13 protein-coding genes are annotated in these 17,999 nt (G+C 47.1%); 9 read left to right on the forward strand and 4 right to left on the reverse strand.

Annotated features, from left to right (window positions below; genetic code table 11):
- Positions 1-884: 884 nt before the first annotated feature.
- Both A4R26_RS31875 and A4R26_RS31880 read right to left on the reverse strand, forming a co-directional pair.
- On the reverse strand, positions 885-2,165 hold the full coding sequence (locus A4R26_RS31875; RefSeq protein ID WP_081170802.1) for a UDP-N-acetylmuramoyl-tripeptide--D-alanyl-D-alanine ligase: 1,281 nt from the start codon (positions 2,163-2,165) through the stop codon (positions 885-887).
- A gap of 234 nt (positions 2,166-2,399) precedes the next feature.
- Positions 2,400-3,983, reverse strand: a complete 1,584-nt coding sequence (locus A4R26_RS31880) for an SUMF1/EgtB/PvdO family nonheme iron enzyme (RefSeq protein WP_081170804.1) — start codon at positions 3,981-3,983, stop codon at positions 2,400-2,402.
- A 339-nt stretch (positions 3,984-4,322) separates the two neighbouring features.
- Here A4R26_RS31880 and porU point away from each other — a divergent pair, with 339 nt between their 5' ends.
- The 7 genes from porU to A4R26_RS31915 all read left to right on the forward strand — a co-directional run bounded on the left by porU (position 4,323) and on the right by A4R26_RS31915 (position 13,935).
- A complete protein-coding gene (gene porU / locus A4R26_RS31885; RefSeq protein ID WP_081170806.1) occupies positions 4,323-7,751 on the forward strand; it encodes a type IX secretion system sortase PorU in 3,429 nt (1,142 codons plus the stop codon).
- A 181-nt stretch (positions 7,752-7,932) separates the two neighbouring features.
- The gene (porV, locus tag A4R26_RS31890; protein ID WP_081170808.1) at positions 7,933-9,108 is read left to right on the forward strand and encodes a type IX secretion system outer membrane channel protein PorV; all 1,176 of its coding nucleotides are present in this window, start codon (positions 7,933-7,935) and stop codon (positions 9,106-9,108) included.
- A 116-nt stretch (positions 9,109-9,224) separates the two neighbouring features.
- Positions 9,225-9,701 carry a 2-C-methyl-D-erythritol 2,4-cyclodiphosphate synthase gene (gene ispF / locus A4R26_RS31895; RefSeq protein ID WP_081170810.1) on the forward strand — a complete coding sequence of 159 codons (477 nt, stop codon included), beginning with the start codon at positions 9,225-9,227 and terminating at the stop codon, positions 9,699-9,701.
- 139 nt (positions 9,702-9,840) lie between these two features.
- Positions 9,841-10,284, forward strand: coding sequence for a dUTP diphosphatase (gene dut, locus A4R26_RS31900; RefSeq protein WP_081170812.1), 444 nt, complete (start codon positions 9,841-9,843; stop codon positions 10,282-10,284).
- A 3-nt stretch (positions 10,285-10,287) separates the two neighbouring features.
- Positions 10,288-11,109, forward strand: coding sequence for a lipoprotein insertase outer membrane protein LolB1 (gene lolB1 / locus A4R26_RS31905; protein WP_081170814.1), 822 nt, complete (start codon positions 10,288-10,290; stop codon positions 11,107-11,109).
- Positions 11,110-11,204: 95 nt separating this feature from the next.
- Complete coding sequence (locus tag A4R26_RS31910; RefSeq protein WP_081170816.1) at positions 11,205-12,611, forward strand: murein hydrolase activator EnvC family protein; 1,407 nt, start codon at positions 11,205-11,207, stop codon at positions 12,609-12,611.
- Positions 12,612-12,714: 103 nt separating this feature from the next.
- Positions 12,715-13,935, forward strand: coding sequence for a murein hydrolase activator EnvC family protein (locus tag A4R26_RS31915; protein WP_081170818.1), 1,221 nt, complete (start codon positions 12,715-12,717; stop codon positions 13,933-13,935).
- Between the two features lie 78 nt (positions 13,936-14,013).
- Here A4R26_RS31915 and bshA read toward each other — a convergent pair whose 3' ends face one another.
- Positions 14,014-15,153, reverse strand: coding sequence for an N-acetyl-alpha-D-glucosaminyl L-malate synthase BshA (gene bshA, locus A4R26_RS31920; RefSeq protein WP_081170820.1), 1,140 nt, complete (start codon positions 15,151-15,153; stop codon positions 14,014-14,016).
- A gap of 92 nt (positions 15,154-15,245) precedes the next feature.
- On the opposite strand from bshA, the gene A4R26_RS31925 reads away from it, so the two are divergent.
- Together A4R26_RS31925 and A4R26_RS31930 are read left to right on the forward strand one after the other, a co-directional pair.
- Complete coding sequence (locus A4R26_RS31925; RefSeq protein WP_081170822.1) at positions 15,246-16,613, forward strand: M20/M25/M40 family metallo-hydrolase; 1,368 nt, start codon at positions 15,246-15,248, stop codon at positions 16,611-16,613.
- A gap of 130 nt (positions 16,614-16,743) precedes the next feature.
- Positions 16,744-17,118, forward strand: coding sequence for a hypothetical protein (locus A4R26_RS31930; RefSeq protein WP_081170824.1), 375 nt, complete (start codon positions 16,744-16,746; stop codon positions 17,116-17,118).
- Positions 17,119-17,277: 159 nt separating this feature from the next.
- On the opposite strand, the gene A4R26_RS31935 is transcribed toward A4R26_RS31930, so the two are convergent.
- The gene (locus tag A4R26_RS31935) at positions 17,278-17,988 is read right to left on the reverse strand and encodes an SAM-dependent methyltransferase (protein WP_081170826.1); all 711 of its coding nucleotides are present in this window, start codon (positions 17,986-17,988) and stop codon (positions 17,278-17,280) included.
- Positions 17,989-17,999 lie beyond the last annotated feature (11 nt).

Consider the following 17,999-nt stretch of genomic DNA (forward strand, 5'->3'; position numbering starts at 1 on the left):
AAGCTTCAAGCAAATACAAATACAGCTACATACTGCAAGCCTCAAGCTGCAAGCTTCAAGCAAATACAAATACAAATACAGCTACAAGCTTCAAGCTGCAAGCCTCAAGCCTCAAGCCTCAAGCTGCAAGCTTCAAGCAAATACAAATACAAATACAGCTACAAGCTTCAAGCTGCAAGCCTCAAGCCTCAAGCCTCAAGCTGCAAGCTTCAAGCAAATACAAATACAAATACAGCTACAAGCTTCAAGCTGCAAGCCTCAAGCCTCAAGCCTCAAGCTGCAAGCTTCAAGCAAATACAAATACAAATACAGCTACAAGCTTCAAGCTGCAAGCCTCAAGCCTCAAGCCTCAAGCTGCAAGCTTCAAGCAAATACAAATACAAATACAGCTACAAGCTTCAAGCTGCAAGCCTCAAGCCTCAAGCCTCAAGCTGCAAGCTTCAAGCAAATACAAATACAAATACAGCTACAAGCTTCAAGCTGCAAGCCTCAAGCCTCAAGCCTCAAGCTGCAAGCTTCAAGCAAATACAAATACAAATACAGCTACAAGCTTCAAGCTGCAAGCCTCAAGCCTCAAGCCTCAAGCAGCAAGCTTCAAGCAAATACAAATACAAATACAGCTACAAGCTTCAAGCTGCAAGCCTCAAGCCTCAAGCCTCAAGCAAATACAGCCTAAAGCTTAAAGCGAATACAAATACAGCTCATTTCCCGCCTTCATTCCTCCCTTCACTTCTGAATTCGATTTTGATTATTCTACACTCAATATTCTGTATTCCCTCTATCACCATTATCAACTTCTATCAACCTTTCAACTATCTCATTTCCCTGTATTCAACTTCGACATTCAACATTCAACATTCGATATTCAGCATTCTATACCCTCCTCAACCTAACACCCGCTCCATGGCCATGCTCCTCGATCCTTTAATGAGAAAATAAGTATCTGTGAACGCCTGTTGCTTAAACCAATCAGCCGCCTCTGTTGCATTAGCCAGTTTTACAAACGGATGATCGATCTTCAGGAAATCACCACCAACGAGTACAACCGCTTTCCATGAATGCTGTTTGATCAGTTCAATAATAGCTTCATGCTCCTGCTGGCTTTCCTGTCCCAACTCGGCCATACCGCCCAGCATCAATACTTTACCGGCGGCCTGTATACCGGCAAAATTCTCAATGGCGGCCTTCATGCTGGTAGGGTTGGCATTATAGGCGTCGAGAATGAATTTATTGCCATTCTTTTCAATAAGCTGTGAGCGGCTGTTCGATGGGGTATATTGCTCAATAGCGGTTTTTATCTTTTCATCGGGCACATTGAAGAACTTACCTGCGGTTACGGCTACCAGCACATTGGGCAGGTTATAAGCGCCTACCAGTTGTGTTTGTATCGCCGGCAGAGTGGCGCCTTTCGATATGGAAACCGTTAAGAAGGGCTCGCTTTGTTTAACTGTTCCCTGTATTTCTGTTGAGCTGGTAGTGCCGTATTTGATCACTTTTGGAATGCCGGCACTCATCGTTTGCAGGTACTCATAATCCCACATAACGAATGCGGTACCATTATGGGCGCGTAAATAATCATACAGTTCGCCCTTTCCTTTGCGTACGCCCTCTATGCTGCCAAATCCTTCGAGGTGGGCTTTGCCGCAATTGGTAATAATGCCATGGGTAGGCAGGGTATATTCGCAATAGCTGGCAATTTCGCGCAGGTGATTGGCGCCCATTTCTATTACGGCCATTTCTGCATCTTCCCTCACCGATAATATGGTAAGCGGAATGCCGATATGATTGTTCAGGTTACCCTGCGTAGTGTATGTTTTAAATCCGGCCGACAGAACGGCATGCACCAGCTCTTTGGTAGTGGTTTTCCCGTTGCTTCCGGTAATGGCTATAAATGGAATGTCGAACTGCTGGCGATGGTATTTGGCCAACTGCTGCAGGGTGGTGAGTACATCGTCAACAACAATGATACGATCGTTGGGTGTTCCAGGCGCTTCGTCAACCACGGCATAGGCCGAACCTGCCTCCAGCGCCGCTGCGGCAAATTGATTACCGTTGAAATTGGGCCCTTTCAATGCAAAAAAGAGATCGCCCGTTTTCAGTTTGCGGGTATCGGTTTGTACCGAAGGATATTTCCTGTATATATCGTAAAGTTTTTCAATCGTCATAAAGCAAATTTAAGTTACAACGCTTGCCCCACAAACAGGGAGTGTATGGTTCTTTTATTGCAGAAGGCGCTGCATCATTCGGCATCCTGAATGCGCAAGCGAGTTGCAAAGCGCGGTAGCAACAACAAACCAAAAACCATAAAAAACAAACTCGATAGCGCGGCCGCAACAATAAACCACAAACAAAAGCCCCGACGGGGACCGTCGGGGCTCTATAAGAATTTGAAAAGTCATTTATCGTTTTCTTGTGTTCTGGCGACGTGTTGGGTAACTGATACCGGTTTTACGGCCGTTACCTTCAGGGCTACCAAGGCGATCCATTGCGCAACGGAAACCTACAGTAGAGCTACCCTGATCTTCTTCCAGGAAGCGGCGTGTACCGGGGCTTAACCAGTATGGACGGTCGTTCCAGCTACCACCTTTGATCACTCTCGATTTATCGCTGATCAATGTGCTTACACCATAACCACGGCCTATTTTCAGGTTCTCTTCAGCATCCATGGTACCATAAGCAACACCAGTGATCATAGAGTCACCATCGAGGTAGTTGATAACGTTACCTTTTTGATAGTTACGGCGGTTTTTGCTTTCTTCATCAGTTACGTAGGTAGTTTTAACGCGACCGAGGCTGTCTTTTTCAAACTCACCATCTTTATTCTTGTACACGTTCTGATAGCGGTTACCACGATAAGGCGATACGTCATCAGCATCGGTAGGAGACAAAGGACGGTAAACATCACCTGTCCACTCGCTCACGTTACCCGACATGTTATATAAACCGAATGAGTTAGGATAGAAAGAAGTTACAGGTGCGGTGTAAACTGCGCGGTCGTTCAAACCACCGGCCACACCCATGTTATCACCGTTACCGCGTTTGAAGTTGGCGAGGAAGGTACCCTGCCATGCGCCACGGCGGCTGTCACGTAAACCGTTCACGTTTTGCGTCCAGGCGAAAACCTGTTTGTTGGTGATCAACTCCTCACCGCGTTTTCCTTCTTTGCGGCTGGGGTTGGGGTTCTGGCCAACCAGACCCATTGCAGCGTATTCCCACTCAGCTTCTGTAGGCAGACGATAGTTCGGTAACAAAATACCGTCTTCGAAAGTTACTGTAGTTCTGGGCGTACCGTTCGGGTTCTTTAAAGGGTTCTTTTTAGAACGAACCTGGTTACCGGGAGTAGGAGTAGTTAAACCAAGCAAATAGGCTTTGGTATTGAACGACTCGCTTCCCTGACCCTGAATATTTTTAAGGCTTGTTTTGTTGATAAAGCCTTTGTCTAACAATGCTTTTTCGTTAACGCGGTCACTGCGCCATAAACAGAAGTCGTGAGCCTGTCTCCAGGTTACACCTACCACAGGGTAGTAGTTATAAGACGGGTGACGCAGGTAGTATTCAACCAAAGGCTCGTTGTAAGCCAGCTCACTGCGCCATACCAGGGTATCGGGCAATGCACCTGCACGTACATCTTTATATTCATCGCCATCGAACACGTTGTTTATCCAGTACAAATACTCACGATAGTGAATATTGGCAACCTCGGTACGGTCGATGTAAAAAGAGTTTACTGTTTTACGGGTGGGAATGTTATTCCACTCGCCCATAACATCTTCTTCAGTGGCGCCCATGGTGAAGGTACCGCCCTGAACAAATACCAGTCCCGGACCGGTACGTTGTTCTTTTTCACGGGAAACCTGGTAACCGCCCATGTTTTTGTCATTGTAATTCCAACCGGTAACGTCCGACTTTTCTTTCTTGTTGGACTTACAGCTGGTCACGGCGGCTGCGCAGGATAGTACGATAAATAGGTTTTTCAAATTCATTTTGATGACTTTTGCCTTTAGTTCAATTTGGTTAAACGCTATTACTAATCAAATATTGTACGGCTTTTCCAATTGCTTTTTCCACAAAAACTGCGGGGAAGGCGAATATACCGGTTTTTAGTAAAACAACCTGTGTTACAGGACCTTTTACCCTCGTTTTGTTGGTAAAACCAACACCGGGCTAATACAATTTCTGTAATTCAGCAACGACACGTTGATTTGAAAGCAATGCACAACTCTATTCAAATTTTGAGCCGGGCATATTGGGGACGGATTATTTTTTTTCGCTGCCCAGATCCTTTAAAGGATTGTGGTGTAAAATAAATTATTTTTGGCCAGATGTCCTGTAGACCTGTTATCCTCCTTATGATGGCCGGCATCCTTACCTTCATCGGTTTGCCGGCATTGTCTCAACGTACATATACGGGCAATTCCGTGTTGGCGCTGGGTAACTGGTATAAAATAAGTACTGCTGCTCCCGGAATTTATAAGATCGACCTCCCTTTTCTCGCTTCCCTCGGTATCAATACTGCTTCACTTTCATCGTCTTCCGTCAGGTTGTTTGGCAACGGCTGCCAGCTGCTGCCCGAAAAGCCGCTTGGCTCAAAACCCGACGACCTTATTGAAAACGCTTTATGGGTGGAAGATGGGGGGGATGGACAGCTCACCGGTTCAGATTATATTCTTTTTTATGCAGCCGGCCCGCACGCCTGGCTCAGGGATTCTGTCAACAAAACCTTTAAACATCAACGGAATATATATACCGATTCTGCTTATTATTATCTGAACATAGGGGCAGGTGGCAAAAGGATTACCACCACAAATATAACCGCCACGCCCAATACCATCATTACTTCGGCCACCCGCAGCTGGTTCTATGAACTGGATACCGTAAACTTTCTCAGCAGCGGCCGGCAATGGTATGGCGAAGAATTTTCGAACAACGGCGGAAAACCCCTTACCCGCTCGTACAGCGTGAGCATGCCCCATATTTTGGCCGAACCGGCTTCCATTTCGGCAGCCTGTGTGGCCCGCTCTTTCGGCATAGCCAGCCGTTTTTCGGTAAGCATTAACAATCAGCAGGCAATGCAATTAAATGTGCCCGCTACCGGAAATGGTTCCTATGATGCCTTTGCCGTGGCGGCGCAGGCTTCGGCAACTTTCAGCACCACCCAGTCGCCGCTCACCGTGCGTGTAGATTATACGCCCGGCAGCACGGGCAGCCAGGGCTGGCTCGACTGGCTGGAAGTGCAGGCCCGCGTAGAGCTTTCAATGAACGGCATCGATCAACTGCTTTTTCGCGACTGGAACAGCGTTGGCCCGGGTAAAATGGGTAGCTTTATTATAAAGAACGCCACTGCCGCCACCCAGGTGTGGAATGTTACCGACCCGTTGCAACCCGTTCGAATGCAAGGTATTATGAGCGGCAGCGAGCTGCGTTTCACAAATGATTGCAGCCGCCTGCACGAATACATGGTATTCAATAATTCCGGGTTTTTAACCCCGAAAGGGGAAGGGATGGTGCCCAATCAAAACCTGCATGGAAGCGCAATACCTCAATATATAATCATAACCCACCCGTCGCTGATGGGGCAGGCGCAGCGGCTGGTTCAATACCATCAGCAACGCGATAACCTGCCGGGCGTAGCGGTAACGGTAAACCAGGTGTACAATGAGTTTTCATCCGGTTCGCCCGACCCTGCGGCCCTGCGCGATTATGTAAAAATGTTTTACGACCGCGCCGGCGGCGATTCTGCCAAAGCCCCCAAATACCTGCTGCTGTTGGGCGACGCCTCTTTCGATTACCGCACCCGCATCAGCAACAATACCAACATGGTGCCCTGCTGGGAAAGCCCGGTTTCGCTCGATCCGCTGGCAACCTATACTTCCGACGATTTCTTTGGCCTGCTGAACGATAATGACGATATCAATGGCACTGGCACCTACCTGCTCGATATTGGCATAGGCCGCATTCCCGCAAAAAATGAACGTGAGGCCCAGGCCATCGTTGACAAGATCGTTGCCTATAATGATCCCAAAAGCCTCGGCCCTTGGCGCAACGAATGCACATTTGTGGCCGATGATGAAGACAATAACCTGCACCTGCAGGATGCCGAAATAATGGCAACGGCCGTTGCTGAGGCCGCGCCGCAGGAAAACGCCGATAAAATATACCTCGATGCTTTTCAGCAGGAGAGCAATTCGGCCGGCAGCCGTTACCCGGCAGTGAACCTGGCCATAAATAATAAAATTTACAACGGTACCCTGGTTTGGAACTATACCGGGCATGGCGGGTACCGCCGCCTGGCCGAAGAAGTGGTGCTCGACCAGGACATTATCAATACATTCAACAACCCCAATAAACTGCCCCTGTTCGTAACCGCTACCTGCGATGTGGCGCCATACGATAACCCGCTAATAAATTCCATAGGGGAGAACTTGCTGTTGCGCGAAAGAACCGGCGCCATCGCCCTTATGACCACCACCCGGCTGGTATTTGCGTTCAGCAACCGGGTAATGAACGAAAATTACCTGAGAACGGCTTTTCAGAAAAAGCCCGATAGCAGCTATCGCAGCCTCGGCGAAGCGGTTCGCCAGGCCAAGAACGTAACCTATAGTTTTTTAGGCGATGTGGTAAATAACCGCAAGTTCACCCTGCTGGGCGACCCGGCGCTTACCATCGCTTTCCCCGCTTACCAGGTAACCACCACGGCCATCAACGGCCGGGCGGTGAGCAGCACCCCCGATACATTAAAAGCATTGACGGAATATACAATCAGCGGGGCGGTGCAGGATAATATGGGGAATGTGCTGAATGATTTTAACGGTACCATCTATCCCACCATTTTCGATAAGGTGCAAACGGTAAATACCCTCGGCAATGACCCCGGCAGCCAGGTAACGCCGGTTCAAGTGCAAAAAAATATCCTGTTCAAAGGCAGGGCATCGGTGAACAGTGGCCGCTTTTCTTTTAGTTTTATGGTGCCGAAAGACATTAGTTATCAATACGGTAACGGAAAGATCAGCTATTATGCCGATAATGGCAGCAGGGACGGCAACGGGGTTTTAAAAAATATTATCATCGGCGGCTCAGGAAATGGCGTGGCCGACCCCCTCGGTCCAACCATTAAAGCGTATTTAAATGACGAGCAGTTCGTGAATGGCAGTATTACCAACGACCGGCCGGTGTTGCTGGTTAAGCTGGCCGATTCATCGGGCATCAATATCCTGGGTACGGGCATCGGGCACGACCTGGTGGCTACACTTGATAATGATCAAAAAACAGCATATGTGCTGAATGAGTTTTATGAGAGCGATCTGAATAATTATCGGCAGGGAACAGTGCGGTTTCAAATGCCGGCGCTGGCGCCCGGTGTGCATACCCTAACCATAAAGGCATGGGATGCCGCCAATAATTCGGGCGAGGCAACCATCGATTTCAGGGTAGTGGCCGATGAGCATTTTGCGCTTGACCATGTATTGAATTATCCCAATCCGTTTACCACCCGAACCACCTTCTGGTTCGAGCATAACCGGCCTGGGGAAGAATTACTTATACGAATTCAGGTATATACGATTACAGGGAAGCTGGTAAAAACGATCAACAGGACAATATTTTCTACCGGAAACCGTTCGAGTGACGTGGAATGGAATGCCCGGGATGAATATGGTGATAAAATCGGAAGAGGTGTGTATATTTACCGCCTGAGGGTACAAACCGCTGATGGCAAAGCAGCGGAGAAGCTTGAAAAGTTGTTTATACTGTAGTTCAGTTTTAGAAATTACTTATTTTAGCCAATCTATATCTATCGACAGGAAAATTTACCCAAAATTCTTATTGTTCCGCATCAACACGCTTTAATACAAAAGCATGGGTAATTTTATTGATACCAAACTGCTATTGAGGAAAATGTTGAACGCGGTATGATCCTTAAAGACAACTCAAAAAATGAAACGAAAATTCTTTAAACTAACTGTAGGTATGTTCCTGTTGGCGGGTGTTACGGCTGTAAATGCCCAAACCACACAAACCGATCCTATCAACGTAGTTACTACAGCTGTACCCTTTTTACGCATTTCACCTGACGCCCGTGCCGGTGCCATGGGTGATTTAGGCGTTGCAACTTCACCCGATGCCAGCGCTCCGTTCTGGAACCTGGCAAAAGTGCCGTTTGCACAAAAGAACTTCAGTGTGGGTTTAACCTACACACCCTGGTTGAAAGACCTTGGTCTCAATGATGTGTACCTGCTGGCATTAGCCGGTTATTACAAACTCGATGAAGAATCGGCATTGGGTGGTTCTATTCGCTATTTCAGCCTTGGTAACATTCAGTTCACCGACGGAAGCGGTAACGATTTTGGCAATGGCCGTCCCCGCGAGTTTGGTGTTGACTTCGGTTATACCCGTAAACTGAGTGATAAGATCGGTTTAGGTGTAGCTTTGCGTTATATTCGCTCAAACCTCGCCGGTAACCTGGCCCAAACCGGTACTGCTTACAAACCCGGTACTTCAGTGGCCGGTGACCTGTCGTTCTTCTATACCGGCCAAAATGAAATTGGCGAAGGCTGGAACTTCGGCGCCACATTAACCAACCTCGGTGGTAAGATCGGTTATACGAACGATGCAACACAAAGAGATTATATTCCTGCCAACCTGAGCTTTGGTACTACATATACCAAAGCTTTTGATGAAGCCAATAAAATAACCTTCGGTCTGGATGTGCATAAACTGCTGGTGCCAACACCACCCGTTTGGACCGATGATCCATCTGCCGATTCTGCGCTCACAGCCGATTACCGCAATAAATCGGTTGTAAGCAGCTGGTTCAGCTCATTCAATGATGCGCCCGGCGGTTTCAAAGAAGAACTGAAAGAGTTTCAGATCTCAGCGGGTGCTGAATATGGTTACAACGACCAGTTCTTTTTCCGCGCAGGTTATTTTTATGAGAACAAAGACAAAGGCAACCGTAAATATTTCACCGTTGGTTTAGGTGTTAAATACAATGTATTTGGTTTGAACTTCTCTTACCTGGTTCCTTCAGGTTCAGGGGTGAACCGCAATCCATTGTCGAATACCCTGCGTTTCGGTCTTATATTCGACCTCGACGACATAGGTGCTGAATAATTAGCTAATTTGCTAATTAGCTAGTGTGCTAATTAGAATTCAATATATTTGAAGCGTTCTGCGAAGCAGAACGCTTTTTTTATTAGCATATTAGCACATTAGCAAATTAGCACATTATGCGTATAGGGTTCGGGATCGATTTTCACCAGTTAACGGAAGGCAGGGACCTATGGATCGGCGGCGTAAAGATTCCCCATCATAAAGGCGCCCTCGGGCACAGTGACGCCGATGTTTTATTACATGCCATTTGCGATGCATTGCTGGGCGCCCTTGCATTGGGCGATATTGGCGTGCATTTCCCCAATACCGACGCCACCTATAAAGATATAGACAGTAAAATATTACTGCAGAAAAGCTACGATCTTATAAAAGCCCGCAATTACCGGGTGGTAAATATCGATTCCTCCATTTGCCTCGAGGCCCCCAAGATCAAAAAATATTCAGATCAGATGCGGCAGGTGATCGCCGGTATTCTCGAAGTTACCATAGACGATGTTTCCATAAAAGCCACCACCACCGAGAAGATGGGTTTCGTTGGAAGGGAGGAAGGGCTGGTGGCGTATGCGACAGTGCTCATAAAACCAATTAGCTAATATGATAATTAGCTAATGTGATAATTCCATTGGTGCGGTATTTCCTGTGATTTTCAAAGCTAACGCCAAAGCACTCACAAAACCCTGTATTCCATTATCACATTATCGAATTATCACATTATCACATTATTTTTGCCCCATGTCAAAAGTAAAAGTCAGGATCATTAACCAGTCGAACAATCCGCTGCCCGAATATGCAACGGAGGAAGCAGCCGGTATGGATATACGCGCTTTTATAGATGCGCCCATCGTTCTCAACCCCCTGGAACGGTTTTTAGTACCAACCGGTTTGTTTATAGAATTGCCAAAAGGCTACGAAGCGCAGATCCGCCCACGCAGCGGGTTGGCCATAAAACAGGGGCTAACCTGTTTAAATACCCCGGGCACCATCGATGCCGATTACCGGGGTGAAATAAAGGTCATTCTCATCAACTTATCGCAGGAAGCACAAACCATACACCCCGGTGATCGTATTGCTCAAATGGTGGTACACGATGTAGAACGTGTAAAATGGAAACCCGTTAAATCAATTTCGGTAACAAAACGCCACGACGGCGGTTTTGGCCATACCGGTAAATCATAATGAATGAAGTATTTTTCAGCCATATGCCTTGTAGCATTGGTGACGATGGTATTCACTAGTTGCAGGTCAACAAAAACAATTCAAACGGCTATTGCCAAAAAAGATACAGCCCAGGTGATACCAGTGGTAGATCACCGTGCCGATTCAATGCGGTACATAAAAAAGGTTTGGGATACCATTCAAACCAATTACATAGATAATTTTCAAACCTTTTCAGCCAAGATCAAAGTAGATTTCGAGGGCGGCGATGGCAAGAAAATGTCCTTTACCGCTTTTGTGCGGTTAAAAAAAGACAGCCTGATATGGGTAAACATCACTGCGCTGTTGAATATTGAATTTTTCAGGGTGCTGATAACGCCCGATAGCGTTAAGGTGCTTGATAAAAATAACAAGACCGCCCAGTTGCGGTCGGTTGAGTATTTGCAGGAGGTTACGAAGATCCCGATGAAGTTCACCGATCTGCAAAACCTGCTTATTGGCAATCCGATTTTTCTCGATAGTAATATAAATTCGTATAAGAAGGATGATAAATCAATTTCACTGATGAGCCTCGGCCTGCTGTTCAAGCACCTGCTTACGGTGAATAAAGACGATTACACCCTGCAATACAGCAAACTCGATGATGTGGATGCCATCAGGGCCCGTACTGCATACCTGAGCTATGGCGATTATCAGGTAAAGAACGGCCGGCGGTTTTCGACCCACCGCAAAATTACGGTATCGGAAAAGTCGAAACTCGACATAGAGATGGAATTCAAACAGTTTGATTTTAACGTTGATTTAAACTTTCCGTTCAATATTCCGAAAAATTATAAGCGGAAATAAGCGTTATTGCATTACCGGCGTCCAACCCTATAGAATTGGCCCATAAGTTGATCATAACCCTGCCCAAAACCGTTAACACTTAAAAATCGTTCAGTATGCTGAAAATGATATTTACCTGTTTTTTGGCCATGGCAGTTCCTGTTGCCATGCTTGCGCAACAAGGCAGTGACGAACTGAAAAGAAGACAGGCGGAAATTCAGCGTGAGATAGATGATTTGAGAAGTACTTTGCGGGCTACCAAGAAGAATACCAAGGCAGGGTTGTTACAATTGTCGATGGTGCAAAGGAAGCTGCGCCTTCGCGAGCAGGCCATCAACAACATAAACCAGCAGATCAACGTTATAGAAGGCACCATTGAGAAGTCGAAAAGTGAGATCAGCCGCCTTAAGGGTGAGCTCGATACCCTGAAGATGCAATATGCCAGAAGTATCGTGTATGCTTACAAGAATCGTAGCAACTACGATTTTTTGAATTTCATTTTTTCCGCTTCGAGTTTCAACGATGCGTTGCGCCGGGTGCAATACCTGCGGGCGTACCGGTTGTACCGGGAAGAACAGGCTGCCAACTTAAAAAATACACAGGTAGTATACCTCGATAAAATTGCAAGCCTTGAATCGTCACGTAAGGAAAAAGATGCCGTTCTGCAAAAACAGGAGAAGCAAAAGACCGAACTGGTAGAAGAGAAGAAAGAGAAGAATGAGATCCTGAGCCAGTTGAAAGCCCGGGAAAAAGAGATCTCGAAAGAGCTTACCTCAAAACAGAGGGCCGACCAGAAATTGAAGAACGCCATCAAGGCTGCCATCACCAAGGAAATAAATGCAGCCCGCGAAAAAGCGGCGGCAGAAGCAAAAGCCAGGGAACTGGCCGAAGCGGCGAAAGCGGCAGAAGCGGCAAAGGCAAGAGAACGGGAGCGTGAGCGCGAAAGGGAAAGAGAGGCGGCAGAAGCGAAAGCCAGAAAAGCGGCAGAACCTGAAAAAACCACAGCCACTCCTCCGCCCATAGCAAAAGTTGAAAAACCTGAACCGAAGAAAGAAGTGGTGGCGGTGAAGAAACCCGAGAGTGTGCTGGAGGCAACACCGGAAGGCTTCCGTATCAGCGGCAGCTTTGAAGGCAATAAAGGCCGGCTACCCTGGCCCGTTGAAAAAGGTAATGTGAAGATCCATTTCGGAACATATTCTATCGAAGGCACAAGACTGCGTGGTAACAACCCCGGTATAACCCTGGCAACCGATGCAGGGGCGGTGGTAAGAGCGGTGTTCGAAGGTGAGGTGTCGCGTATATTCGATATAGATGGTAACTGGAGCGTGCTTGTACGGCATGGTAAATATTTTACAGTGTACAGTAACCTGTCTTCGGTAAGTGTATCAAAAGACCAAAAAGTGACCGGAGGCCAGATGCTGGGCCGTGCCGCTGTTAACGACGACGGCAACGGTGAAATTGAATTCCTGCTGATGCAGGAGAACAGGAACCTTGACCCCGAAAAATGGATACGAGGGAAATAAGTTGACAAGTGCAAACGTTGATAAGTCCGGAAGAGTTATAATGGAAAGCACCTCTTCCGGGCTTTTTCTTTTTTGATCAGGTTCAATTTTAAAATCTACCCCTATGTTAAAGTGGATGGCCACCAGTTTTTTGACACTGGTAATTACTGTAACCCTGCATGCCCAACAACCCGCTGGCGAAGACCTGAAACAACAACAGATCGCACTTCAGCGTGAGATAGATGAACTTAATAATTCGCTCAAAGACCAGAAGAAACATACCCGTGTAAGTATACGGCAACTGGAACTGGTAAAACAGAAATTACGGCTTCGCGAGCAGGCCATCAAAAATATCAACAGGCAGGTAAACATCCTCGAGGGTAATATTGGTAAGTCGAAAAACGGCATCGACAGTTTAAAAGACCGGCTCGATACCATGAAGGCCCAGTATGCCCGCAACATCGTTTACGCTTACAAACTCCGCAACAATTACGGGTTCCTCAACTTTATCTTCTCTGCCACATCTTTTACCGATGCGTACCGCCGCGCGCAGTATTTTCGCGCCTATCACCAGTATTGCGAAGACCAGGTGGAAGCCATAAAGAATACGCAAAAACTGCTGGCCGGAAAGATCACCGGCTTTGAACTGGCGCGCCGGGAAAAAGATGCCGTGATACAAAAACAGGAAAAGCAACTGGAAGTGCTGGAAGAAGAGAAAAAAGTAAAGCATGCCATTGTAAAAGATCTGAAAACAAGGGAAAAAGAAATAGCCAGGGAGCTCAACGCAAAAAAGAGCGCTTACAAAAAAGTGATGTCGGCCATTACGAATACCATCGGTGATATGTATGCCGCCGACGCGAAACTGAGCGGATCTGCCGCCAGCGGTACCCGGGCAAAAAAAGAGGTAAAGAAGCTGGAGCTTACCCCCGAAGGGAAACGGATCAGCGGAAGTTTTGAAGACAATAAAGGCCAGTTGCCCTGGCCGGTTGAAAAAGCATCTATTAAAACCCGCTTCGGCCGCAGCCAGCAGGGGCCGGTTATTATCAACAATCCCGGTTTAACGATAGAAACGGAACCTAACGCTACCGTTAAGGCCATCTTTGAAGGCGAAGTGGTACGCATCTTTGATATTGAAGGCGCGTGGAGCGTGATCGTTCGCCATGGTAAATACTTTAGCGTATACAGCAACCTGCAATCGGTAAGCGTTTCAAGAACTCAAAAAATCGTTGCCGGCCAAACGGTAGGTGTAGCGGTTAGAAATGGTGAAGGCAATGGAGAAATTGATTTTATCATTACGCAGGAAACCAAAAACCTTGACCCCGAAAAATGGCTTAAGAAGAAATAGATGATGTGCCACACTTTGAAAGGTGTGTACTACGAAAGATAACAGATGTGCCACACTTTAAAAGTGTGGCACTCCTTTTTACACCCTGCTGTTAATATCCTGTAAGAACCGGTTGTACAATGCTTCGTACCGCGGCACTATGGTATCTATATCGTATAAACGCGCATGAGCAGCTGCTTTTGTTTTGAACTTTTGCAGTTTGCTTTCATCAGATAACAGCTCAACCGCCCGGCGGCCCATGGTTTCCACATCGCCCACATCGGCCAGGTAGCCTGTTTCACCATCTACATTTACTTCGGGTAAACCACCCGCGTTACTCGAAATAACCGGTACACCGGCAGCCATGGCTTCCAGTGCCGCCAAACCGAAACTTTCATAATCTGATGGCAGTAAGAAAAGATCGGAGATCGCCAGCACTTCTTCAATTTGTTCCTGGCGGCCTACAAAACGGGTTTCATCGTATATACCAAGGTCGCGTGCTAAACTTTCAGCTGCGGGGCGCTCGGGTCCATCACCTACAAACAACAGTTTGCTGGGCACATTCTTATTGATTTCGGCAAAAATGCGCACCACATCGGTAACCCTTTTCAGTTTACGGAAATTCGACGCATGCAGCACCACTTTTTCATTATGCGGCGCAATTACGCGGCGAAAGGCATCGATGGGTTTTTTACGAAAGCGCTTTACATCAACGAAGTTCTGAATAACCTTAATTTCTTTTTCGATCTTGAAATTGCGATAGGTTTCAGCGGCGAGATTTTGCGATACCGCGGTAATGGCATCGCTTTCATTGATTGAAAAGGCAACAACCGGAGCAAATGTTTTATCACGGCCTACGAGGGTGATATCCGTACCGTGCAGGGTAGTGATCACCGGAATGATCTTGCCCTGTTTTTCGAGGATCTTTTTGGCCATGTATGCTGCCGACGCATGTGGGATAGCATAATGTACGTGCAACAGGTCGATATTGTTATTTACAATAACGTCAACCATGGTGCTCGATAGGGCCGTTTCATAAGGTGGATAATCGAACAGGGGATAGGTAGGCACCCGTACCTCATGATAAAATATGTTGGCATTGAACTCACTCAACCTTACCGGTTGCTGGTACGTAATAAAATGTACCTGGTGTCCCTTATCAGCCAGTGCCTTTCCCAATTCCGTTGCTAATACGCCACTACCACCAAACGTTGGATAGCAAACAATTCCAATACGCATACTGCGATCTATATTAAGAGTGTGAAGGTAACTTAAAACAGGCAATTATGTCCAGGGGATCATTTTGCCTATTTTAGCGTAAAATAACGCACATGAGATTGAAATTGTTTACGCTATTGTTAACAATTGTTCCACTTATTGGCCTTGCGCGGCAGGAAGATTCGTTAAAAATACGCGCAATTGCCAACGAAATACTGCTTCACGGCCAGGCATACGAAAATTTACGCATTCTTACCAAACAGGTAGGCGCCAGGCTTACCGGTTCGCCACAAACCTATAAAGCCGAGGCCTGGGGCCAACAAGCCCTTCAACAGGCCGGGGCCGACCGGGTTATTTCCCAGTCATGTCTTGTTCCGCACTGGATACGCGGCGGAAAAGATGAAGCATGGATAGCTGCTCCCGGAAAAAAAAATCAACCGCTCGATATTCTGGCGTTGGGCAACACCGTGGGTACCGGGCCTAAAGGCATTCAGGCCCCGGTTGTACTGGTGAATTCATTTGAAGAGCTGGAGCAAAAGAAAGCCGGCCTCAAAGGAAAGATCGTTTTCTATAATTATAAGTTCAACGCCACCTATGTAAGAACTTTTGAAGCTTACCGCGATGCGGTAGGTTACCGCGGTTCAGGCCCCAGCCAGGCCGCCCGTTATGGCGCGGTGGCTGTGCTGATCCGTTCCATGAGCCATGCGGCCGACAACCATCCGCATACCGGTAGTACCCGTTACAACGATTCTTTTCCAAAAATACCTGCCGCCGCCATGGGCCTGCAGGATGCCGACCGGCTGGCGGCATTACTTGAAAAGGAACCGGTAAACGTATTTTTGAAAACGCATGGAAAAATGCTGCCCGATACCGTTGCTCATAATATTATCGGTGAAATAACCGGCAGTGAATTTCCCGATGAGATCATCACCGTTGGCGGCCACCTCGATTCGTGGGACGCGGCCGAAGGCGCGCATGATGATGGGAGTGGATGCGTTCAATCGATAGAAATATTACGTGCTTTTAAAGCCATTGGGTATAAACCGAAACGCACCATCAGGGTGGTATTGTTTGCCAATGAGGAGAACGGGTTGCGTGGCGGCAGCCGCTATGCAGAGGAAGCCCGTACAAAAAAGGAAAAACACATCTTTGCCCTTGAAAGCGATGCCGGTGGCTTTACCCCGCGCGGTTTTGGGTTTACCATTTCACCCGAACTGTTGAAAAAAGTACAGGGCTGGCTGCCATTGTTAAAACCTTACGGTATCTGTGAACTGGAACAGGGCGGCGGCGGTTCCGATATCGGCCCGCTGTACCGCGAACTGGGAACGCCCCTGGCAGGTTTGCTTCCCGATTCACAACGGTATTTCGATATTCATCATGCCCGCAGTGATGTGTTTGAAGCGGTAAATAAACGCGAACTGGAACTGGGTGCTGTTTCTATGGCGGCATTAATATATCTTGTGGATAAATACGGGTTATAAAACGCTTAAGGCTTAACGCTAAACGTGGAACGCCTGTGAATGAATATCGGGCTGCCTGATTATAGTCAGACAACTCGAAGCTCTGATATGCGTTAAGCGTTCTGCGCTCTGCGTTCAGCAAATTCTTTTTATGCGAAAGATTTTTTTGATAGTTCTTGTGGTCGTTCTGTCTGCCGTAGGCATCTTCCTCTACTGGAGATATTTTTATGTTTTTGGCGAAGGGGTGAAGTCGGGCCATTTGAATTATGTAGTACTGAAGGGCGACATCTTCAAAACCTATGAAGGCAAGCTGATACAGGAAGGCATAAGGTCAAGAACGGCCGGCAGCATACAATCATATGAATTTGAATTCTCCGTTGTAAATAAAAGCATTGCCGAAAAGCTGATGGCCAACAGCGGCAAGTGGTTCGATCTGCATTACCGCGAATTCCATAACGTAGTGCCCTGGCGCGGTAATACCACTTATATAGTTGATAGTATTCTTTCGATGCGGGAAACCAGATAGTTAGTTTGTTGTTTGTTGTTTGTAGTTTGTTGTTGAACCCGAATTTTCTACAGGTTCACTATTGCATGCACTCCGGGTTTCGCAATTGAATTAGTTTGAGAATAAGCGAAGTTAAAAATTATAGCGCGTTTCGAAGTTAAACAACCACAAACAGTTTAATTATACCGCCAGCAAACAAAATATAGTAGGTCGCTTGTGCAGGTCCGGTAGCTTTTTTCTCCAGTCGGCCAGTGTTTTCGTATGAATGAATTCGGTAGGCGCGGTAAGATCAGTGGCAATGCAGAGCCTGGTAGTGGGTCTGCCGGTCTTCACAAGCGTTTCGAGTAACTGATTGTTCCGGTAAGGCGTTTCAATAAATAGCTGCGTACAGTTCTTTTTTGCCGATTCTGCTTCGAGGTCTTTTATGGTTTTGCTGCGTTCTGCAGTGTCGATGGGCAAATAACCAACAAATTGAAATTGTTGTCCGTTCATGCCGCTGGCCATCAATGCCAGCAGGATACTGCTGGGGCCAACCAGGGGTTTTATAGTGGCGCCGGCGGCATGCGCCGCATCGGTCAGCATCTGGCCGGGGTCGGCAACGCCCGGGCACCCCGCTTCGCTAATAATACCAATGGTTTTATTCTCCTTTACATGTTTATTGAAGGCGTTGAGCGTAGCCATGTTATTGGTCTTGTCGATAAGCACCCAGGTATAGTTATCGATCACCATTTCTTTCCAGATGCTTTTTAAGTAACGCCGGGCCGTACGTTCATTCTCTACAAAAAATACCTGGCACTGGCCAACCGCATCGCGTACATAGGCGGGTATGGTTGCCGCAGACCCTTCAGATAAAACGGAAGGAATGAGATATATTATACTTGTTGAGGACATTGTAATTGTTT

Origin of the sequence: Niastella populi, assembly GCF_002078015.1 — a bacterium.
Classification (GTDB): Bacteria; Bacteroidota; Bacteroidia; order Chitinophagales; family Chitinophagaceae; genus Niastella; species Niastella populi.

Coding starts and splice junctions, on each gene's coding strand:
- A4R26_RS31915 (WP_081170818.1), top strand. CDS start 12,715: ATGTTAAAGTGGATGGCCACCAGTTTTTTGACACTGGTAATTACTGTA.
- porU (WP_081170806.1), top strand. CDS start 4,323: ATGTCCTGTAGACCTGTTATCCTCCTTATGATGGCCGGCATCCTTACC.
- A4R26_RS31925 (WP_081170822.1), top strand. CDS start 15,246: ATGAGATTGAAATTGTTTACGCTATTGTTAACAATTGTTCCACTTATT.
- A4R26_RS31930 (WP_081170824.1), top strand. CDS start 16,744: ATGCGAAAGATTTTTTTGATAGTTCTTGTGGTCGTTCTGTCTGCCGTA.
- lolB1 (WP_081170814.1), top strand. CDS start 10,288: ATGAAGTATTTTTCAGCCATATGCCTTGTAGCATTGGTGACGATGGTA.
- A4R26_RS31935 (WP_081170826.1), bottom strand. CDS start 17,988: ATGTCCTCAACAAGTATAATATATCTCATTCCTTCCGTTTTATCTGAA.
- porV (WP_081170808.1), top strand. CDS start 7,933: ATGAAACGAAAATTCTTTAAACTAACTGTAGGTATGTTCCTGTTGGCG.
- bshA (WP_081170820.1), bottom strand. CDS start 15,153: ATGCGTATTGGAATTGTTTGCTATCCAACGTTTGGTGGTAGTGGCGTA.
- dut (WP_081170812.1), top strand. CDS start 9,841: ATGTCAAAAGTAAAAGTCAGGATCATTAACCAGTCGAACAATCCGCTG.
- ispF (WP_081170810.1), top strand. CDS start 9,225: ATGCGTATAGGGTTCGGGATCGATTTTCACCAGTTAACGGAAGGCAGG.
- A4R26_RS31880 (WP_081170804.1), bottom strand. CDS start 3,983: ATGAATTTGAAAAACCTATTTATCGTACTATCCTGCGCAGCCGCCGTG.
- A4R26_RS31875 (WP_081170802.1), bottom strand. CDS start 2,165: ATGACGATTGAAAAACTTTACGATATATACAGGAAATATCCTTCGGTA.
- A4R26_RS31910 (WP_081170816.1), top strand. CDS start 11,205: ATGCTGAAAATGATATTTACCTGTTTTTTGGCCATGGCAGTTCCTGTT.